Annotated in this window: 13 protein-coding genes; 8 read left to right on the top strand and 5 right to left on the bottom strand. The window is 61.3% G+C overall.

Annotated features, from left to right (window positions below):
- Window positions 1-66 precede the first annotated feature (66 nt).
- The 5 genes from MKD49_RS25395 to MKD49_RS25375 all read left to right on the top strand — a co-directional run bounded on the left by MKD49_RS25395 (window position 67) and on the right by MKD49_RS25375 (window position 9,668).
- On the top strand, window positions 67-7,512 hold the full coding sequence (locus MKD49_RS25395) for a hemagglutinin repeat-containing protein (protein WP_252697681.1): 7,446 nt from the start codon (window positions 67-69) through the stop codon (window positions 7,510-7,512).
- A gap of 2 nt (window positions 7,513-7,514) precedes the next feature.
- Window positions 7,515-8,030: an immunity 42 family protein gene (locus MKD49_RS25390; protein WP_252697680.1), complete on the top strand. Its 516-nt coding sequence runs from the start codon at window positions 7,515-7,517 to the stop codon at window positions 8,028-8,030.
- 82 nt (window positions 8,031-8,112) lie between these two features.
- On the top strand, window positions 8,113-8,616 hold the full coding sequence (locus tag MKD49_RS25385; protein WP_252697679.1) for a hypothetical protein: 504 nt from the start codon (window positions 8,113-8,115) through the stop codon (window positions 8,614-8,616).
- 217 nt (window positions 8,617-8,833) lie between these two features.
- Window positions 8,834-9,046, top strand: coding sequence for a DUF1127 domain-containing protein (locus tag MKD49_RS25380; protein ID WP_252697678.1), 213 nt, complete (start codon window positions 8,834-8,836; stop codon window positions 9,044-9,046).
- The gene (locus MKD49_RS25375) at window positions 9,030-9,668 is read left to right on the top strand and encodes a LysE family translocator (protein WP_252697677.1); all 639 of its coding nucleotides are present in this window, start codon (window positions 9,030-9,032) and stop codon (window positions 9,666-9,668) included. Before MKD49_RS25380 ends, MKD49_RS25375 begins: the two co-directional genes overlap by 17 nt.
- Window positions 9,669-9,741: 73 nt before the next feature.
- Here MKD49_RS25375 and MKD49_RS25370 read toward each other — a convergent pair whose 3' ends face one another.
- Window positions 9,742-10,509, bottom strand: coding sequence for a phytanoyl-CoA dioxygenase family protein (locus MKD49_RS25370; protein WP_252697676.1), 768 nt, complete (start codon window positions 10,507-10,509; stop codon window positions 9,742-9,744).
- On the opposite strand from MKD49_RS25370, the gene MKD49_RS25365 reads away from it, so the two are divergent.
- Window positions 10,508-10,777, top strand: coding sequence for a hypothetical protein (locus MKD49_RS25365; protein WP_252697675.1), 270 nt, complete (start codon window positions 10,508-10,510; stop codon window positions 10,775-10,777). The genes MKD49_RS25370 and MKD49_RS25365 overlap by 2 nt on opposite strands.
- On the opposite strand, the gene MKD49_RS25360 is transcribed toward MKD49_RS25365, so the two are convergent.
- A complete protein-coding gene (locus MKD49_RS25360; protein WP_252697674.1) occupies window positions 10,764-12,311 on the bottom strand; it encodes a methyl-accepting chemotaxis protein in 1,548 nt (515 codons plus the stop codon). The two genes, MKD49_RS25365 and MKD49_RS25360, sit on opposite strands and share 14 nt — an antisense overlap.
- 460 nt (window positions 12,312-12,771) lie before the next feature.
- Here MKD49_RS25360 and MKD49_RS25355 point away from each other — a divergent pair, with 460 nt between their 5' ends.
- Window positions 12,772-13,683: a LysR family transcriptional regulator gene (locus MKD49_RS25355; RefSeq protein ID WP_034332540.1), complete on the top strand. Its 912-nt coding sequence runs from the start codon at window positions 12,772-12,774 to the stop codon at window positions 13,681-13,683.
- A gap of 184 nt (window positions 13,684-13,867) precedes the next feature.
- Complete coding sequence (locus MKD49_RS25350) at window positions 13,868-15,061, top strand: acyl-CoA dehydrogenase (protein ID WP_252697673.1); 1,194 nt, start codon at window positions 13,868-13,870, stop codon at window positions 15,059-15,061.
- A gap of 71 nt (window positions 15,062-15,132) precedes the next feature.
- On the opposite strand, the gene MKD49_RS25345 is transcribed toward MKD49_RS25350, so the two are convergent.
- The 3 genes from MKD49_RS25345 to MKD49_RS25335 all read right to left on the bottom strand — a co-directional run bounded on the left by MKD49_RS25345 (window position 15,133) and on the right by MKD49_RS25335 (window position 18,357).
- Window positions 15,133-16,341 carry a CaiB/BaiF CoA-transferase family protein gene (locus tag MKD49_RS25345; RefSeq protein ID WP_252697672.1) on the bottom strand — a complete coding sequence of 403 codons (1,209 nt, stop codon included), beginning with the start codon at window positions 16,339-16,341 and terminating at the stop codon, window positions 15,133-15,135.
- A gap of 73 nt (window positions 16,342-16,414) precedes the next feature.
- Window positions 16,415-17,215 carry an oxepin-CoA hydrolase, alternative type gene (locus MKD49_RS25340; RefSeq protein ID WP_252697671.1) on the bottom strand — a complete coding sequence of 267 codons (801 nt, stop codon included), beginning with the start codon at window positions 17,213-17,215 and terminating at the stop codon, window positions 16,415-16,417.
- Complete coding sequence (locus MKD49_RS25335; RefSeq protein ID WP_252697670.1) at window positions 17,212-18,357, bottom strand: acyl-CoA dehydrogenase family protein; 1,146 nt, start codon at window positions 18,355-18,357, stop codon at window positions 17,212-17,214. The genes MKD49_RS25340 and MKD49_RS25335 overlap by 4 nt, the downstream gene beginning before the upstream one ends.
- Between the last annotated feature and the right edge of the window lie 4 nt (window positions 18,358-18,361).

Below are 18,361 nucleotides of genomic sequence, written 5' to 3'. Positions count from 1 at the left end.
GTACAGGCCGCTACGCTGACCAATCGGGGAGATCTTTATTCAGCTCACGATTCCGTCCAGTTGCGTGTGGCAGGACGCCTCTTCAACAGCGGCAGCATCGAAGCAAAACGGACACTCGATGCCGAGGCGGTAGCGATTGAAAACCAGGGGCGCTTCATCGGGGAAGCGGCACTCAACGCCAGCGCAAGCGCCGCCCTCACCAATGCCGGCACCATGGGCAGCAGGGCTGGCGCCGATGTCAAGGCCGCCAGCCTCGACAATCGCGGCACGCTCAGTGCAGTCCAATCGCTCACCCTGAAAGTCAGCGGAAAATTCACCAACGAAAAAAACGTCGGTGCCGGCAGCACCCTCCAGATCGATGCCGATGCACTGGACAACAGCGGCAAGCTGTTCTCGCACGGTAGCTTGTTGATGCGTATCGGTGGTGCTGCACTCAACAGCGGCAAGATTGGCGCAGACGGCACGGTGGATTTCCGGGCGGCCTCTCTGGTCAATGGCGGAGCACTCTATTCCCTTGCCAAGAGTGTCGACGTACAGACCCGAGAGAGCTTCACCAACAGCGGCACTGTTGAAGCCAGACAATTCGTCTCACTGAAGGCGGCGGCCCTGAACAACAGCGGGGCATTCACCGCCGAGGGCGCCGTGAAGCTCGCGCTGCAGCAGGGCTTGAGCAACACCGGAGAGATCGGCGCCAACGGCACGCTCACCCTCACTGCGGCCACGCTCGACAACCGGGGCAGGATGCGTTCGGCTGAAAGTTCTCTGGTGCTGGCGACAGAAGGAAAAACCAGCAACCAAGGCAAGATCCTCGCCGCCACGCGGCTTGAGATTACGGCCACCGGCATCGACAACAACGACGGCACGCTGGCTGGCAACGAAGTGGTGATCGACACGCGCAAGCAGCGTTTCAACAATCAGCGCGGCGTGCTGTTTGCGCGACAGGATCTGAGGCTGGAAAGTGCGGACCTCGACAACAGCCTCGGGACCGTCGCTGCCAGGGGCAAGCTGACGATCTCCAGCGGAGCCATCAACAATGAGCGCGGGCAGTTGCAATCGCAAGGCGCGATGCGAGTGGAGGTCTCCGCAGGCAGCGTCGATAACCGTCGTGGCCTGATTCGCTCCGACGAAGACGTGACACTACAGAGCCAGCGCTTGCGCAACGACGATACCCAAGGCAAGGACCAGGGTATCGAGGGCCGCAGCGTAAGCCTCACCGCCGGTGCGCTCTACAACAACAACGGCGCCATCCGCACCGGCCAGTCATTGCAGATCGCCGCCAGCGAGAGCGTGGACAATCGCGGCGGGCTCCTGTCTTCGCAAGGCACGCTGTCAGTCAATGACCCGGCCAGCACCCGCAGGCTGGTGATCGACAACGAGGGCGGACGGATCCCCGCAGGCGGCGACCTCAGTCTCACATCGCACTCCCTGATCGGCAAGGGCCTGCTGTTGAGTCACAGGAATCTGCGTATCGATGTGGTCACCGATCTGGAGCAGCGCGGCGAAACCGTTGCCGGCGGCGATCTCGATCTGCGCACCGACGGCCGCTTCAGCAACTACGGCACGCTGGCCGCTGGTGCCGCGTTGCGCGTGACTGCCAGGGGATTCCAGAATCATGCGGGTGCGTCCATCCTGGGCGGCGATGTCTCGCTGTCTGCCGGTGCGGGGCAGGACTTCATCAACCGGGGCCTGATCGATGGCATCACTACGCGCATTCAGGCCGGTACCCTCTACAACCTCGGTACCGGGCGCATCTACGGTGACCGTGTCGCGCTGGCGGCAGATGTGCTGCACAACGCTTCGGAAACCATCGATGGCGTGCTGCGGGCCCCTGTGATCGCTGCGCGTGAGCGTCTGGATATCGGCACCGGGGTGCTCTACAACAGCGAGCAGGCGCTGCTGTATTCGGTCGGCGACGTGTCCATTGGCGGTGCCATCGGCAGCGACCATCGCGCGACCGGACGTGCTCGCGAGGTCAACAACACTAGCGCGACCGTCAATGCTGATGGTGCACTCACCATTGCTGCCGATGCGATCAACAACCGGAATGCGCATTTCGAGATCGCCGAAGAGAGCAAGCCGGGACGCAGGATCATCAACTACCGGCTGCCGGGATCGCCGGATTTCGTCTCCGGCGACAATGCGCGGCTGATCCATCAGGATAGTGGCCAGATCATCGCGCCGGAGAACTGGCGCGCGATGGGTGATGAGGACAACTTCCGCCTGCTGCTGCCGTCGGAGGAATATCCCTTTGATCGTTACGGACCGCCGTTTGATTACAGCCGATATGTCCGCAGGCGCGACACTTCCGATAGTGGCGTGGGTGTTGATCGTGCCTATCTTCGCCCGCTTGCTGCCGTCAGTACCGAGTCCTCCAGTTTCGAGGCGGAGCCGGAGCGCTTTGTCTATCAGCCTGAGGACAGGATATGGGATGTGTTCGGCCTGGCACGGCCTACCGCTCCCATACCGCCGGAGCCCGCTCCGCCGAAACTCTGCAGCGTTCCAGATTCCTGCCGAGATGCGGACTACCGGCGACGGTACGGCGAATGGAAAGCGATCCGTGATGCGCAGTTTCCGTTCCACGACAAGCTCGACAAGGCCATCCTGAAATTCAACCGTTCCATCTATGCCCGCATGGCGGGCGAATGGATCATCTACGACGGCACCGAGCAGATCCGGCGCACTATCGTCACCCGCAGCGCCCCCGGCATGATCACCTCCGGCGGCGCGATGACCCTGGCCGCCGGTGTGGTCAACAACTACGCCAGCCAGTTCATCGCCGGTGGCGTGCTGGCGGGAGATGGCATCAGTGGCACGGCCATCAACAATACCGGACCGTTGGGCAGGCAGACGGTCACTTCCACCGGCACGGCAGAGAAGACCTTCATCAAGAGCCATCGCTTCAAGGCCGATGACCGCCGTTATGAGAGCGCACCCTACGCCTCTCAAACGATAGAAACACAATTCCCACTTGATGTGAGCGCCACGCACGAGGCCGGCAGCACGCGCGAGCGCACTCCTCGCACACCCGCCACCGTTCCCGCCCAAGCGCTGCCGGATGCGGGCAAGACGGCTGACCTGCGTGCTCCCGCCGTCGACGTGAGCCTGCCGGCCAATGCCTTGTACCAGGTCAATCAGAGCAGCGTGGCCGCACCACTGGTGCAGACCGATCCGCGTTTCATCGGCCAGCGCAACTGGCTGTCGTCCGACTTCCTGGTGCGTGCGTATCAGGACCGCTTCGGGCCTGCGCCGGGGTACCAGCGTTTCGGCGATGGCTTCTACGAGCAACAGCTGATCCAGCGGCAGATCCAGGAAGCCACCGGCCAGCGCTATCTGAACGGTTTCAGCAACAACGAGGCGCAATACCTGGCGCTGATGCAAGCCGGGCTGCAGCAGGCGCAGGTCCAGCGCTATGCGTTGGGCATCGCACTCTCCGAAGCACAGATCGCCCAGCTTAGAACGGACATCGTCTGGCTGGTACAGCGGAGGGTGACGCTGGCCGATGGCCGTGAGCAGGAAGTGCTGGTACCGCAGGTCTATCTGCAGCCGTCGAGCCTGCGGGTGAGTGGTCGCCAGACCCTGATCGCCGGCAATGAAGTCGCCTTCCAGACCGTGCAGGACATCCTCAATCGCGGCGGCACCATCGCCGCACGATCGGGTGTGACGCTGCGCGCGGACAACGTCCGCAATCTCGGCGGGCGCATCGAGGGCGGCTCGGTCCGCCTCCTGGCGCCGAGCGATATCGAGAATGCCGGTGGCGTCATCGATGCCAACGACAAGCTGGTGCTGAGTGCGGGCCGGGATGTCGTGCTTCGCAGTACCAGCGTCACGACTGCCAATGCCATCACCACGGGACGCAATATCGATCAGGTGGCCAGCGTCAGTGGCAAGGGCGTTGTGCTGCTGGCTGGCCGCGATCTGCAGGCCGATGCTGCCGTCATTGCCGCCTCGGGTGACGCCGTGTTGGCGGCGGGCCGGGATGTGCGTCTTGGTGTCGTGCAGGAATATTTCCGGCAGGAGATCCGCTGGGCCGATGACCAAGGCGGCAGCAACTGGGTCAGCAGGCTGACTGGTCCGAATCTGGTGGACCGTGCCAACGGTGCACACGGCACCAGCGAGGTCGGCATCAATCGCGCCGTGGTGACCGGTAACAAGGAGGTCGCAACGCAGGTCAGCGGCAACAGCATCCGCATCCAGGCGGGGCAGGATGTGACGAGCAAGGGCGCGCAGGTGGTGGCGGAGAACGCGCTGCAAGTCGAGGCCGCGCGTGACATCCACATCGGCACCGCCAACGTCTCGGCCAGCGCCCGCGACCAGGGGCAGCGCAGCAGCAGCGGAATCCTGACGGCCAGGACGGTGCGCACCGATGACGCCAGCAGCACCAGCCGCGAGGCGGGCAGTACCTTCTCCGGTGAGACGGTGCTGGTGCGCTCGGGCAACGATGTGAATGTCAAAGGTAGCCAGATCGTTTCGACGCAGGGCACGACCATTATGGCGGGCCGTGACGTGAACATTGTTGCCGCAAGCGAGAGCAGCAGCCAGCGCAACTTCCGGCAGGAGACCACCAGTGGCGTGATGGGGGCGGGCATCGGCGTGACCGTGGGCAGCCGCATGCAGAGCCGCGATGTAGATCGCAACAGCGAGGCTGCGTCGGCATCGACCATTGGCAGCGTGCAAGGCGATGTGCGCATCGTGGCGGGCAATCGCTATACGCAGGTGGGCAGCGATGTGCTGGCACCGGGCGGCGATATCGACATCGTGGCCCGGACGGTCAGCATTCTTGCTGCCCAGCAGAGCAGCCGTACCGTGACCGAGGACAAGTTCCGCCAGCAAGGGGTGACGGTGGCGGTCACCAGTCCGGTGTTGTCGGCGGTGCAGACGGTGCAGCAGATGGCGGAAGCGGCCAGTAAAACCAAGAGTGGCCGCATGCAGGCATTGGCCGCCGCCAATATAGGCTTTGCGGGCAAGCAAGCCTATGACGCCATTAGTGCCGGACAAGGCAGCACGATCAACGACAAGCCCAACCAGATCGCTACCGGTCCTGCCGATGCGCAAGGCAAGGTGCCGAGCCGCGATGCCAATGCGGTTGACAAGGTGGGCGGCGTCAATCTCGCCTTCAGCATCGGCGGCAACAGCAGCAACAGCCGTAGCGAACAGAGCAGCAAGACCGTGCGCGGCTCCGTTGTTGCAGCAGCAGGCAACGTCAATATCAAAGCACAAGGTGGCGGCAAGGACAGCAGCATCCTCGTCCAAGGCAGTGACGTCAAGGCCGGGGTGAATGCCACGCTACAGGCCCAGAACGAAATCCGCCTGCTGGCCGATCAGAACACCTCAGCACAGAACAGCAGCAACCAGAGCAAATCGGGATCGGTGGGCTTCTCCATCGGAACCGATGGATTCCTGGTCAACGCCAATGCGTCCGGCAGCCGGGGCCGCGACGATGGCAGTGATGTGGAACAAGTCAACACGCATGTCGATGCGGGCAACAAGGTCGAGCTCAGATCCGGCACGGACACTACGCTGCGAGGTGCAGTTGTGGCGGGTAGACGGGTGGAGATCGACGCAGGAACCAGCGGACATGGCGATTTGAATATCGAGAGTCTGCAAGACAGCAGCAACGCCAAGAGCAAGCAGCAGGGTTTTGGCGCCAGTGTCTCGGTAGGGGCGGGCAAGATGAACGGGAGCATCAACCTCAGCCGCAGCAGGGTCGAGGGCGAGTTCGCGAGCGTCAATGAGCAGTCCGGTGTCCGGGCGGGTGATGAGGGGTTTCAGGTCAGGGTGGAAGGCAACACCGATCTGAAGGGCGGCAAGATCGCCAGTACGGACAAGGCCGCCATTGAGGGCAGGAACAGCCTGAGTACAGAGACGCTGACGCAATCTGACATTCAGAATCGCAGCAGCTATAAGGCCGAGAGCATCAGCGTTGGCGCGGAGCTGAATGGCGCGAAGGGATCATTGGCCGGCACGGGGATAGGCATCGGCAGTAGCAGTGGCAATGAGAGTAGCGTCACGCGCAGTGGCATCAGTGCAGCGGATGTGAGGATCAAGGATGACCTCGCACAGCAGGCGAAGACAGGCAAGTCAGCTGCGGAAACGATAGCGTCCATCAACACCGATGTGAGCAGCGCGCGGGATACCAGTGGCAAGCTGAGCAAGCAGTGGGATGCGCAGGCGCTGCAGGAGGATGTGCAGGCGCAGGCCAGGATCATGGAAGCGTTTGGAAGGAATGCCAGTCGGGAAATCGGTCGCTATGCGACCACGAAGGTCAATGAGCTGGACCGAAAGATCGATTCTGTCAGCGAAGCAGAAAGGCCCGCGCTGATTGCCGAGCGGGACAAGTGGAGCGAGGGCGGGCTTTATCGCACAGCCTTGCATGCTGCTGCTGGTACGTTGAGCGGGGGTACTGCAGGTGGTGCAGGCGCCTTGACTGCATCGGCCGTCATGCCGGAGTTCGGCAAGCTGATCGACAAGATGGCCTTGCCTGCGCCCGTTCGCCAGGGGTTGGAACAGGTGACGGCAGCGGCCATCGGTAGTGTGGCGGGAGGAAGTGCGGGATTGGCAGCGGCTGTCAATGCGGAGGCCAACAATCGGCAATTGCATCGTGATGAAAAATCTGTTCTGTCCAGGCTGCAAGAAGGAAAATCAGACGTCCAGAAGCAAAGGTTGGCGGATGCGGCGTGTGCGATGACGCGCTGCTCAGCGGCGTTTTCTGATGAGAATCTAAACAAGGCAGCGTTAAAGGAGTCCGAAGAGAGAGGTAACAAATACTTCGCAGAACAGTTGGCTTTGAACAGGTCAGGCTTGTTCAAGTATGGTGATCGAGATTCAGTCGACGATCAGGCTAGCAGGCTGCTGGATGCGGTAAAGGAACAATTGGCGTCTGCAGGTCGTGGTGCCGTGAACTTGGCTTATCTGATTGGCCGGAATGGTCCCAATGCTTTGCCGCCGATCTTGCCGGATATTGATCCAATGGATTCCGATGGGCCGTCTGGACGTGCGGGAGCACTGGTTACGCCGTCTATCTGGACTTGCGCGCTCGGAAGGAGGCTATGTGTAGTGACTCGGCCGATGATCGTGCCCACACATATTTATGCTTCAAAAGGGGATTCCGACTTAGGAGAGGGCGGTGCCAATTTCAATAAGCGCAATGAAGATGGCGATACCTCGTCTTCGATAAGAAATAGCGGTAACTTATCTAGCACGACAAGTCCAGCTCTCAAGAATAGCCCCTATAGTCCGGATAATATTGCTGCGCGAACAAAGCCGCGCTATCAGCCAAATCCTGCTCACGATAAAAGTAGTCCTCTGTTCAATCCAGCCAAAACACCGGAGCCATTGGATGCACAACTGGTTTATGAGACTAGCGCAGTACGTGGCGGTATGGGAACTTGGTACGCTCAAGGACAGAGTGGATACTATCGCTATTTCTACGATAACGCAGGGAGTGTCCATTTCAGTGGAACTGTTCCTGCCGCTCAAGTCCCTAGTGGTGTCTTGAAACTTTTAGGAAAATGAAAATGGAATTCGGAGACAGTACAAGATTCTCAATAACTATAGAACTAGATCCCCAATACGGAGCTTGCTGGCTCTTCGGGCGTATCGCATATTGGATCTCAGGGGAAATGGTCGGGAGTTATGACATTGGCACATCCTTACGTGATGTACTTTTTCAAATGGAACCGATTCTTGCAGACAGTGGGCGGCGGATTTCCCAAAGATTATTTTTGTTAGAAAAAGAAAAGATCTTTTTCCTCGTGGAGTCTGCATTGGAGCGATCAAACGAAGCCATTTATGCATACGTGCCCGCAAACGTACTGCCAGCAAGATTTGATGTCCGCATCCCAGTAGATACTTTCGACTCATGGAAAATATTCCTGGTAGATGGCGAAGAAGAGGCGAAGCTAATGTATCGGAATATTGATTCTCCTTATGTGAAGCAAATTCACTTACGAAGTGGAGAGTTTGACGACGTCTTTGCTAAAGCACATGCATACCTCGATCAGCTCTATGAGGCAGAGGTGTCAAGGATGTGAAAATGGAGATTGAGATGCCCTCTGGACTGTCAATGCGGGACCTAACAATCGGCAATTGCATCAGAGCGAAAGAGATCGCGCCATGAGTGAACCCCAAAACCAGTCCTTCGTTGACGACATATATGCAGAGGGCGACCTAGCCATGAATGAGCCTATTCTCACCGCTAGAAAGTTGGCATCTGAGCTTGTTGAGCGGCGATTGCCTATTCTTGAAAATGAATTGTGCAAGATACTTCGAGAGTTAACTCCGGAAGAAAAGTTGGAAATTGTTCATCAGGTTTTGCAGAAAAATGTACGTGCCGCTGCGGCTCTCGCAACTAGGGGGGAGCTCCCTGTTTCAGAACAAATCTTCCTGCTGGAAAAACTTTTGGAAGCTGGGCAGTCGAATGCAATCAGGCATATCGTTTCAAAGGTGTTTGTTCATCGCATGAGTTCAAAAGTATTTTTGCGTACCTTATATGAGAAGCATCGACTATTCCCAAGGTCTGTAGGCCTGGCAGCCTATTATTTCTTGAGCGCTAGTAAAGTTGATGCGGAAACTCGTGTTGCATTTCGAACGCTAATTGATGAAACAAAACCGTCATAGCTTGCGAAAAATTTTACTTCTGTCGGGTTTAAATCAACAGCACCGTCAGCGATCAGGGCGGCTGAGCCGATATCGCTATTCGCGCTGTGACCTATGTGCGCAACTGGTCGAGGCCGAGTTCTCTCATCAGGTTTCCTGATAGTGCCTGTCATCAAACTCAATTTTACCAATGACTTCGATTGGCGGATGATCTGCGCATTCATCCAGGGAGAAGTCCATGCGGCACATCGTCAGCCAGGTCCTTGCCCGCGTCCTCGGGGACCATCACGCTTCACACGGGGGCGCTGCGCGGGAATTGAGTGAGATGGGGCCGCGCGAGCTCAATGACCTGGGCATAGGCGCGAGCGAGGTGCCGTTCTTCCTGAAAAAACAAGCGAATGAGGTGCGCCCTCGTCGCCAAAAGGAGCCTGTCCATGCAACATCTTGCTGAAGTGATCGCACTGTCCGCCACGTTGAGCGTGGCCACCATGAGCCCCGGACCCAGTTTCGTGATGGTGGCGCGCACCTCGGTCGGAAGCGGACGAGCCAATGGCCTGCTGGCCGCACTGGGGATGGGCATCGGCGGCGTGCTCTTTGCCGGAGCGGCCTTGCTGGGACTGCAAGCAGTGCTGCTGGCAGTGCCTTCGCTCTATCTGGTATTGAAGTTCGGGGGTGGTGTTTATCTGGCCTACATGGGCTGGCGCATCTGGCGCGGGGCGCGTACGCCCTTGATGGCGGACGATATCGCACAGCGCGATGAAGCACCATCCCTGTCCCGTCGATCCCTGTGGCTGGGCCTGGTCACCCAGATCAGCAATCCGAAAACCGCCATCGCCTACACCAGCGTGTTTGCCGCCTTCTTGCCGGCCGAGACGTCCTTGCCCTTCAAGGGACTGACGCTGCTGCTGGTCTTCCTGATCGAAGCGGGATGGTATGGCCTGGTGGCCGTGGCGCTCTCGTCAGCGCGTCCGCGCCGCTGGTATGTGCAGGGCAAGCACTGGTTCGACCGCACCGCAGGTGCCGTCATGATGACGCTCGGGTTCAGGCTGCTGCTCTCGCGCATGGGGCCGTGACAGGGCGCGATTGACTGCAAACGAGGTCGGCATCCATCTGAAATCGCAGCTTGGCACAGCTGGAAACGAAGAATCAATATTCCAGAGATTTCCCGGTCTCGCTCTCGAAGCTCTCCATGCAGATCATCTCGGAGGCTGCGCCCCACTGTGCAATCAAATTGCGGCGTGGCTTGCCCGATTGATTGGGGCCCGCTCCGTGTACCAATGTCGGACCAAGAAGAATCATTCCCCCCGGAGGGCAGATGAGCGGCTCTCCGGAAGACTTTTCCGCCGCAGGTCTGCCAAGCCATTCAGTCAACTGCTTCTGCGTCCAGAGATGGCTGCCCGGAATGATGCGCGTAGCGCCTTGAATTTCTTCCATGCCATCGAGGCAAATCAGCAGGCGAAGCTGTTGACCGGTTTTGGTCGTGCAATAGCGATTTGGCCAGTCGCGGTGCCAATGACAAGAACAACCCACATAGGCATCCCGGATCGTCGCGTTTGAGAAGTGGAATTTGGCCGCGCTGTTCAGTACCGCAGCAGCGACTTCAGCACAGCGCGCATCCATCAGCATCGCTTTGAGCACGCGGCTGTGCGACACCACGTCGCCAATGATATGGACCTTCTTCAATGCCTCGTCCAGCCGATCTACCGGCACGGAAGCAAGCTGGGAAACCGGTATGTCGGATTGCCAAAGCACATGTTCTCGCCACTTCGCGTGATCAGCGTTGGCCATGTTCACGATATTGTCCAGCGCAGAGATGGCGAGATGAATCTCTGCGCTACTCCACAAGCTGGGCAGGCAAGCAAAGCCCAGGCGTCGATATTGTTCTTTGGCAGCACGAAGCAACGCAGGATTCATGGTGATCTTCTTCCCGCGTCAGGCTCTTCAACAGAAAAACTCAGGCTGGAAAAATCGTATTGAGATCCTGGAATTTTACGTGCGGTCGGTGCAGGAAAGCGATGGTTCGTACGGGCAATACGCTCTCGCCGTCAGCGAGAGAGAGGGAGATGCGGAAATGATTCAAAGCGCTCTGTGGCGGGACCTGCCGTCCCTCAAGAGACCGCGGACGGGCTACTTCAGGAGAGCGCTTGGCGCAGGTCCGGTCAGGATGCTCAATCCAGCTTGAACTTCCCCACCACCGCCGCCAGATTTCCCGCCTGTCCCTTCAGCGAATCCGCTGCTGCCGCCGCCTGCTCCACCAGTGCGGCGTTCTGCTGCGTGGTTTCATCCATCTGCGTGATGGCGAGATTGACTTCATTGATGCCGCCGCTCTGTTCCTGCGTGGCCGCACTGATCTCGGCCACCACGTCGGTGACGCGGCGCACGCTGGCCACCACTTCGGTCATGGTGCTGCCGGCGCGTTCCACCAAAGCGCTGCCGGCGCTGACCTTCTGCACCGAGTCGTCAATCAGTTCCTTGATCTCCTTGGCCGCACCGGCCGAGCGCTGCGCCAATGAGCGCACTTCCGAGGCCACCACGGCAAAGCCGCGTCCCTGCTCGCCGGCACGCGCCGCTTCCACCGCTGCATTGAGCGCCAGGATGTTGGTCTGGAAGGCGATGCCATCGATCACGCTGATGATGTCGGCAATGCGGCGCGAACTTTCGGTGATCCCCTCCATGGTCTGCACCACCTGGCCCACCACATCACCGCCCTGGCTGGCGATGTCGGAGGCGGTCGCCGCCAACTGGTTGGCCTGGCGCGCGTTGTCGGCGTTCTGGGTGACGGTGGAGGTCAATTGCTCCATGGCCGACGCCGTTTCTTCCAGCGAGCCCGCCTGTTGTTCGGTGCGGTTGGACAGGTCCAGGTTGCCACGGGCGATTTCGTTGGAGGCAGTGGCGATGGTGTCGGTCCCCTGGCGCACCTCATTGACGATGTCGCGCAGGCTCTCGTTCATCACGCGCAGGGCTTCCATGAGGCGTCCGGTTTCATCGCGGCCGGCCGGGCGGATGCGCAGGGTCAGGTCGCCACGCGCCACGCGCTGGGCGATTTCCACCGCTTCCTTCAACGGGCGCGAGACATTGGCCGCTACCACGAAGGCCAGCAGCGAACCGATGGCCACCGTCGCCACCAGCAAGCCCACGATCCAGCGCTGCGCCCCATGGAATACGCCCGAGGCTTCTTCATCCGCGCGCGCGCTGCCGCTGGCATTGAGCTTCACGATGGCGTTGAGGTTGCCGACCATCGCGGCGTAGAGCTTGGCGGATTCGCCATTGAAGAGGGCGCGTGTCTCGTCATACTGCTGGTTGGCCGCCATCTCGGCCAGCTGTTCATCCACCTTCAGGTAGGCAGCCAGATTCTTGCCGAATTGGGCGTACTGTTCCTTCTCCTCGGGCTCGGACATGCGCTGCTCAAACACCGCGCGCTGCTTGGCCAGCGCATCCAGCCGTTTCTTGATGGACTGGTTGGCGGCGGTACGCTCCTGGGGTGTCACCGCCGTGACCAGTTCCAGTTCATTGAGGCGCAGCGGCGGCAGCGAACCCTGCAGTTCGCGCGCGGCATCCATGGTCGGCATCCACTTGTTGACGATCTCGCCGGAAGCACTGTTGACCTGCTTGAGTTCCTTCATGGCGAACAGGCCCTGCAACAGGGTCAGCGCAATCACCACCGCAAAGGACAACGCCAGTTTTTTGGCGATGTTGAGGTTGTAGAACCAGATCATGTCTTCCTCGCATTCGATTTATATCGTTTTCAGTGTCGGATCCGAACGATGCAGTCGAACGTTTCTGCGAGGCCGCCCGTTTGGCGTGCGGGCGTCAAGAGCGGCAACCGGCCGGGGGGCGTGGTTGCGGGAGCAATGAAGTGCTGGTGATGTCATGCTGTCATGCCGTCACGAAGCGTCGGCTTCCTGCCCATCCTGTCTCTCTTGTAGCCAGCGGCCTCCCTTGGCCGCCGGCGCTTGCTGTTCGATGGTCGCATGGCGGGATCGGGCTTGATCTTAACGACCGGCAAGATTTCCATCCAATGAAATTAATCATGCTGGCAATGCGTTAATTGATATCGATTGTTTGATATCGATGGTTGTCAGGATGTCGTACAAGATTATTCAATGAGGCATGATGGAAGACGCCGCAGCTGCAGTAAGATGTGCATAAAATTCACTTCTCTGCCTTTTTCGCACGATGCGCCGAAAGATTCCTTCCACCCAGGCCATGGCCGTCTTCGAGTCGGCCGCGCGGCACCAGAGCTTTACCAAGGCCGCCCAGGAAATGGCGGTGACGCAGAGCGCGGTCTGCCGCCAGGTAGCCGCGCTGGAAGAATTCCTGGGCCTGAAGCTGTTTCGCCGCACCAAGCGCGGCGTGCGCCTGACCGAGGCGGGCGTGAGCTACAGCCACCAGGTCGGCCAGCGCCTGGATGAAATCGAGCGCGACGCCCTGCACCTGATGTCGCGCGATGGCCATGGCGATACGCTGGAGCTGGGCGTGATGCCGACCTTCGCCACGCGGTGGCTGCTGCCGCGCCTGCGCTCCTTCCTGGAGGCGCATCCGGGCGTGACCGTCAACCTGCGGCCGCGCACCCGGCCCTTCCTTTTCGAAGAGACCAATCTCGATGCCACGCTCTACGCCGGGCAAGCCAGCTGGCCCGGTACCGAGGGCGTGTTCCTGATGCGCGAGAGCATGGTGGCCGTGGCCAGCCCCGAGCTCATCGGTGCCGGCCGCAAGCTCACGCCCACCGAGCTGCTGGCCTATCCGCTGCTGCAGCAGAGCACGCGGCCCTATGTGTGGCGGCAGTGGTTCGCTTCCTTCGGCATGCAGGTGCAGAACGACCTGGTGGGCACGCAGCTCGAACTGTTCTCCATGCTGACCCAGGCCGCCATCGTGGGCATGGGCGTGGCGCTGATCCCGCGCTTCCTGATCGAGGATGAATTGCGGCGCGGCCTGTTGGTGGTGGCGGTCGATCACGATTACCTGAGCACGCATTCCTACTACCTGATCTATCCCGAGCGCACCTCGGAGCGGCCGCTGCTGCGCCTGTTCCAGGACTGGCTGGAAGAGCAGGCCAAGGCCTATCGCCTGCCCAGCGGATTGGGTTGAGCCGGGTCCGGATCGGCTGTCTCGACAGGCGGAACCGGAGTGCGCAAAACGCACACGGCGATGCAAACAATTCGTTTGCGCCGGGGCGGGGCAGTCCGTATATTTTTGTCCACCGCCGCTGCGGGAGGACGGTCTGCGAGGACCGCGCTGCTGCAGCGATTCCTGATGCACAAAAGAGGCTTCCATGAGCAAAACGCAGCAACGACATGCATTCGATTACGCCGACCCCCTGATGCTGGAGCAGCAACTGAGCGACGATGAGCGCCAGGTGCGCGACGCCGCTCAAGCTTACTGCCAGGACCGCCTGGCCCCGCGCGTGCTGGAAGCCTTCCGCCACGAAAAGATGGATGTGAGCATCTTCCGCGAGATGGGCGAGCTGGGCCTGCTGGGCGCGACCATCGACGAGCAATACGGTGGCGCCGGATTGAATTACGTTTGTTATGGCTTGATCGCGCGCGAAGTGGAGCGCGTCGATTCCGGCTATCGCTCCATGATGAGCGTGCAATCCTCGCTGGTGATGACCCCCATCAATGCCTTCGGCACCGAAGCGCAGAAACAGAAATACCTGCCCAAGCTGGCCAGCGGCGAATGGATAGGCTGCTTCGGCCTGACCGAACCGAACCACGGTTCCGACCCCGGCAGCATGATCACCCGCGCCCGCAAAGTGGACGGCGGCTACAGCCTGTCCGGCAGCAAGATGTGGATCACCAACAGCCCGGTGGCCGATGTCTTCGTGGTGTGGGCCAAGGATGACGCAGGCGAGATTCGCGGCTTCATTCTCGACAAGGGGGCCAAGGGCTTGTCGGCGCCGGCCATCCACGGCAAGGTCGGCCTGCGTTCTTCCATCACCGGGGAAATCGTGATGGACAACGTCTTCTGTCCGGAAGAAAACGCCTTCCCCGATGTGCGCGGATTGAAGGGCCCCTTCACCTGCTTGAACAGCGCGCGTTACGGCATCGCCTGGGGCGCGCTGGGCGCAGCCGAAGACTGCTACGAACGCGCGCGCCGCTACACCATGGAGCGCCAGCAGTTCGGCCGTCCCTTGGCGGCCAACCAGCTGGTGCAGAAGAAGCTGGCCGACATGCTCACTGAAATCTCGCTGGGCCTGCAAGGCTGCCTGCGCCTGGGACGCCTGAAGGATGAGGGATATTCCGGCATCGAGCAGACCTCGATCATGAAGCGCAACAGCTGCGGCAAGGCGCTGGACATCGCCCGCATAGCGCGCGACATGATGGGCGGCAACGGCATCTCCGACGAGTTCGGCGTGGCGCGTCACCTGGTGAACCTGGAAGTCGTGAACACCTATGAGGGCACGCATGATGTGCATGCGCTGATCCTCGGCCGCGCCATCACCGGGCTGGCAGCTTTCTCCAACTGAAGCGACATCGCCTGCAAGCCGCCTGTACGGTGGCTTGCTGGCGAATGATTTCCTCTTTCGCTCCTCTCTCGCTACAGCACGCCCCGTTCGCGCAACGCGGCGATCTGCGCTTCTTCCATCCCCAGCAGCGACTGCAAGACTTCTCCCGTGCCTTCGCCCAAGGAGGGCGGTGCCTGGCGCACCGGCAGGCGTTGGCCATCGAAACGATAGGGCGGCGTCAGTACCTGCACGCTGCCTGCCTCCGCATGCGGATGCGTGCTGACCAGGCCGGCCGAGGTGGCGCGCGGACTGGTCAGGGCCTCATGCAGGCCCAGTACTTCACCGCAGGGGATGCCGGCCTGGTGCAGCTTGGCCAGCAGGTCGGCGCGCTTGCGGGCCTTGAGTTCACGGTTGATTTCCGGGACCAGCACGTCGCGATGCTGGCCACGGCTGACATTGGTCTTGAAGCGCGCATCCTCGGCCAGGTCGGGACGGTCGATGACGCTGTGGCAGAAACGCTGGTACTGGCTGTTGGTGCCCACGGTGATGACCAGCCGGCCATCGGCCGCATCGAAGACGCCATAGGGAATGATGGAGGGATGCGCATTGCCATAGCGCGGCGGATCGTCGCCCAGGTTCAGCGCTTCCAGCCCGTAATACGAGGTGATCATGACGCCGCAATCGAACAGCGCCATTTCCACGTGGCGGCCCTGTCCGGTCTGCTGGCGCTGGTACAGCGCGGCCAGCACGCCCTGGGCGGAATACATGCCGGTGAACAGGTCCACCGCCGCCACCCCCAGCTTCAACGGCGGCTGGCTGGCCTCGCCATTGAGCGACATCAGCCCGGATTCGCCCTGGATCACCAGGTCATAGCCGGGCCGCGTGGCTTCGGGACCGCTGCTGTCGTAGCCGGTGATGGAGCAATACACCAGGCCGGGATTGTCGCGGCGCAGGGTTTCGTAATCGAGGCCAAATTTCTGCACGCCGCCGAACTTGAAATTCTGGATCACCACATCGCTCTTGCGGGCCAGCTGGCGCACGATGTCCTGGCCTTCCGCGGTCTGCAGGTCGACGCTGATGGAGCGCTTGTTGCGGTTGACGCTGTTGAAATACGCGGTTTCGGTGGAGCCGATGCGGGTACCCCAGTCGCGCGTGTCGTCGCCGCGTTCGGGGTGCTCGACCTTGATCACTTCGGCACCCAGGTCGCCCAGTACCATCGCACACCACGGGCCGGCCAGCACGCGCGAGAGGTCCAGTACGCGGACGCCGGCCAGCGGCAGGGATGCAGTCTGTTCAGTCATGTTGTCTCCTCATGGACGGGATGCGTATTGCGTTTTGTTCTTCTGTATTTCGTGCTTGCGCATCCCGGTACTGCTATTCGTTCGTTCTCTGCCGCAGCTGCCGGAAATCGGCGGGCCGTTTTTCGAGGAAGGCGTGAATGCCCTCGGCCGCTTCATCTTCGCCCTGCGAGAGCACCATGTGCTGCGCTTCCAGTTCCAGCTGTTCTTCCAGCGTGGCGCCGTAGGCATGCTGGCACAGGTGCTTGATGCGGGCCATCGCCTGTGCCGGTCCGTCGGCCAGGGTGGCGGCCAGTTGCACGGCGGCTTGCAGTGCATGTCCCGCCTCGGCCAACTGATTGACCGCGCCCATGGCATGCAGGCGTTCGCCATTGAAACGCTCGCCCGACAGGCACAGCTGGGTCAGCATCTGGCGCGACAGGAATTGCGCGAGGAAGGCCGTCACGCCACCATCGGGCGTGAGCCCGACCTTGACGTAGGCCACCGAGAACTGTGCCTGGCGCGTGGTCACCAGCAGATCGCAGGCCAGGGCCAGCGACAGCCCGGCGCCGGCCGCGCCACCTTCGACGGCCGCGATCACCGGCTTGCTGCAGCGGCCGATATGGCGGATAAGGTCGTGCAAGCCTTCCAGTTTTTCACGTCGTTGCGCGGGTGCCATGCTGCGGCGCTGGGCCAGCAGGCGCAGGTCGCCGCCGGAGCAGAAGAAATTGCCGCTCCCGGCCAGGACGATGGCCCCTACCTGCGGGTCGGCCTGGGCCTCGTCTAGCGCGGCCGTCAGTGCCACGTACAGGTCGGCGTTGAGGGCATTGCGCGTGGCCGGATCGTGATTGATGAGCACGCGCACCGCGCCGCGCTGCTCGCTCAGGACTTCGCTCATGCCGGTACTTCGCGGCCCAGCGCGATGTAGCGTTGCAGGTGGTGGTCCTCGTCGCCGAGCTGGTGATCGATCATCACCAGGCGCTTGGCGTAATGCGACAGCGGCAGTTCCCAGGTCATGCCGATGCCGCCATGCAGCTGGATGGATTCTTCGGCCACCAGCGTGCCGATGCGGCCGATGCTGAACTTGGCCGCCGACAAGGCGCGTTCGCGCGTGAGGCGGTCGGCGTCCAATGCCGCAGCGGCATTGATGACCGCCGAGCGCGCCTGTTCCACTTCCAGCAGCAGGTCGGCCATGCGGTGCTGCAGGGCCTGGAAGCTGCCGATGGGCAGGCCGAACTGCTTGCGGGTGCGCAGGTAATCGAGCGTGGCTTCCTTGGCCACTTCCATCGCGCCCAGCGCTTCGGCGCACAGGGCCAGCACGCCGCGTCCGAGAATACGTTCGAGCAGCGCAGCGCCATCGCCTGCGCTGCCCAGCAAAGCATCGGCGGGCAGAGATGCATCCTGCAGCAGCAGGTCCGCTACGCGGCCACCGTCGATGGTGTCGCTGCCGTGCAGTTGCAGGCCCGCCGTATCGGCCGGGATCAGGAACAGCGAGATGCCGCCAGTATCATCGGTCTCGCCGCTGGTGCGCGCCGAGACCAGGAATACATCGGCAGCTTCCGCGTGCACCACGACTGCCTTGTGGCCCTGCAGGCGCCAGCCTCCATCGGCCGATTGCGTGGCACGCGTGGCCACGTGCGTGGGCGCGTAGTGGCTGTCGGCTTCTTCATGGGCCAAGGCGGCCAGCGTCTGGCCGGCGATGATCTGTTCCAGCAGGGCTTTCTGTGCGGGCGTGCCAGCGGCCGCGATGGCCTCGCCCACCAGGATGGCGCTGCCCAGCAAGGGCTCCAGCAGCAGGCCGCGGCCGATCTCTTCAAACACCACGGCGATGTCGAAACCGCCACCGCCGTAGCCGCCATCTTCCTCGCGGAAGAGCGCGCCGATCACGCCCATCTCTGCCAGCTGTGTCCACATGTCGCGGCTCATGCCGGGTGCGGATTGCAGCAGGTGCTTGCGGGCTTCAAAACCATACTGTTCGGTAATGAGACGGCGCAGGCTGTCGGCCAGCATGCGCCGTTCTTCGGTGTGCTCGAAATTCATGGGC

Source organism: Herbaspirillum sp. WGmk3, from assembly GCF_023952535.1.
Taxonomy (GTDB): Bacteria; Pseudomonadota; Gammaproteobacteria; order Burkholderiales; family Burkholderiaceae_D; genus Herbaspirillum; species Herbaspirillum huttiense.
This window is presented reverse-complemented; position numbering and strand designations above follow the sequence as displayed.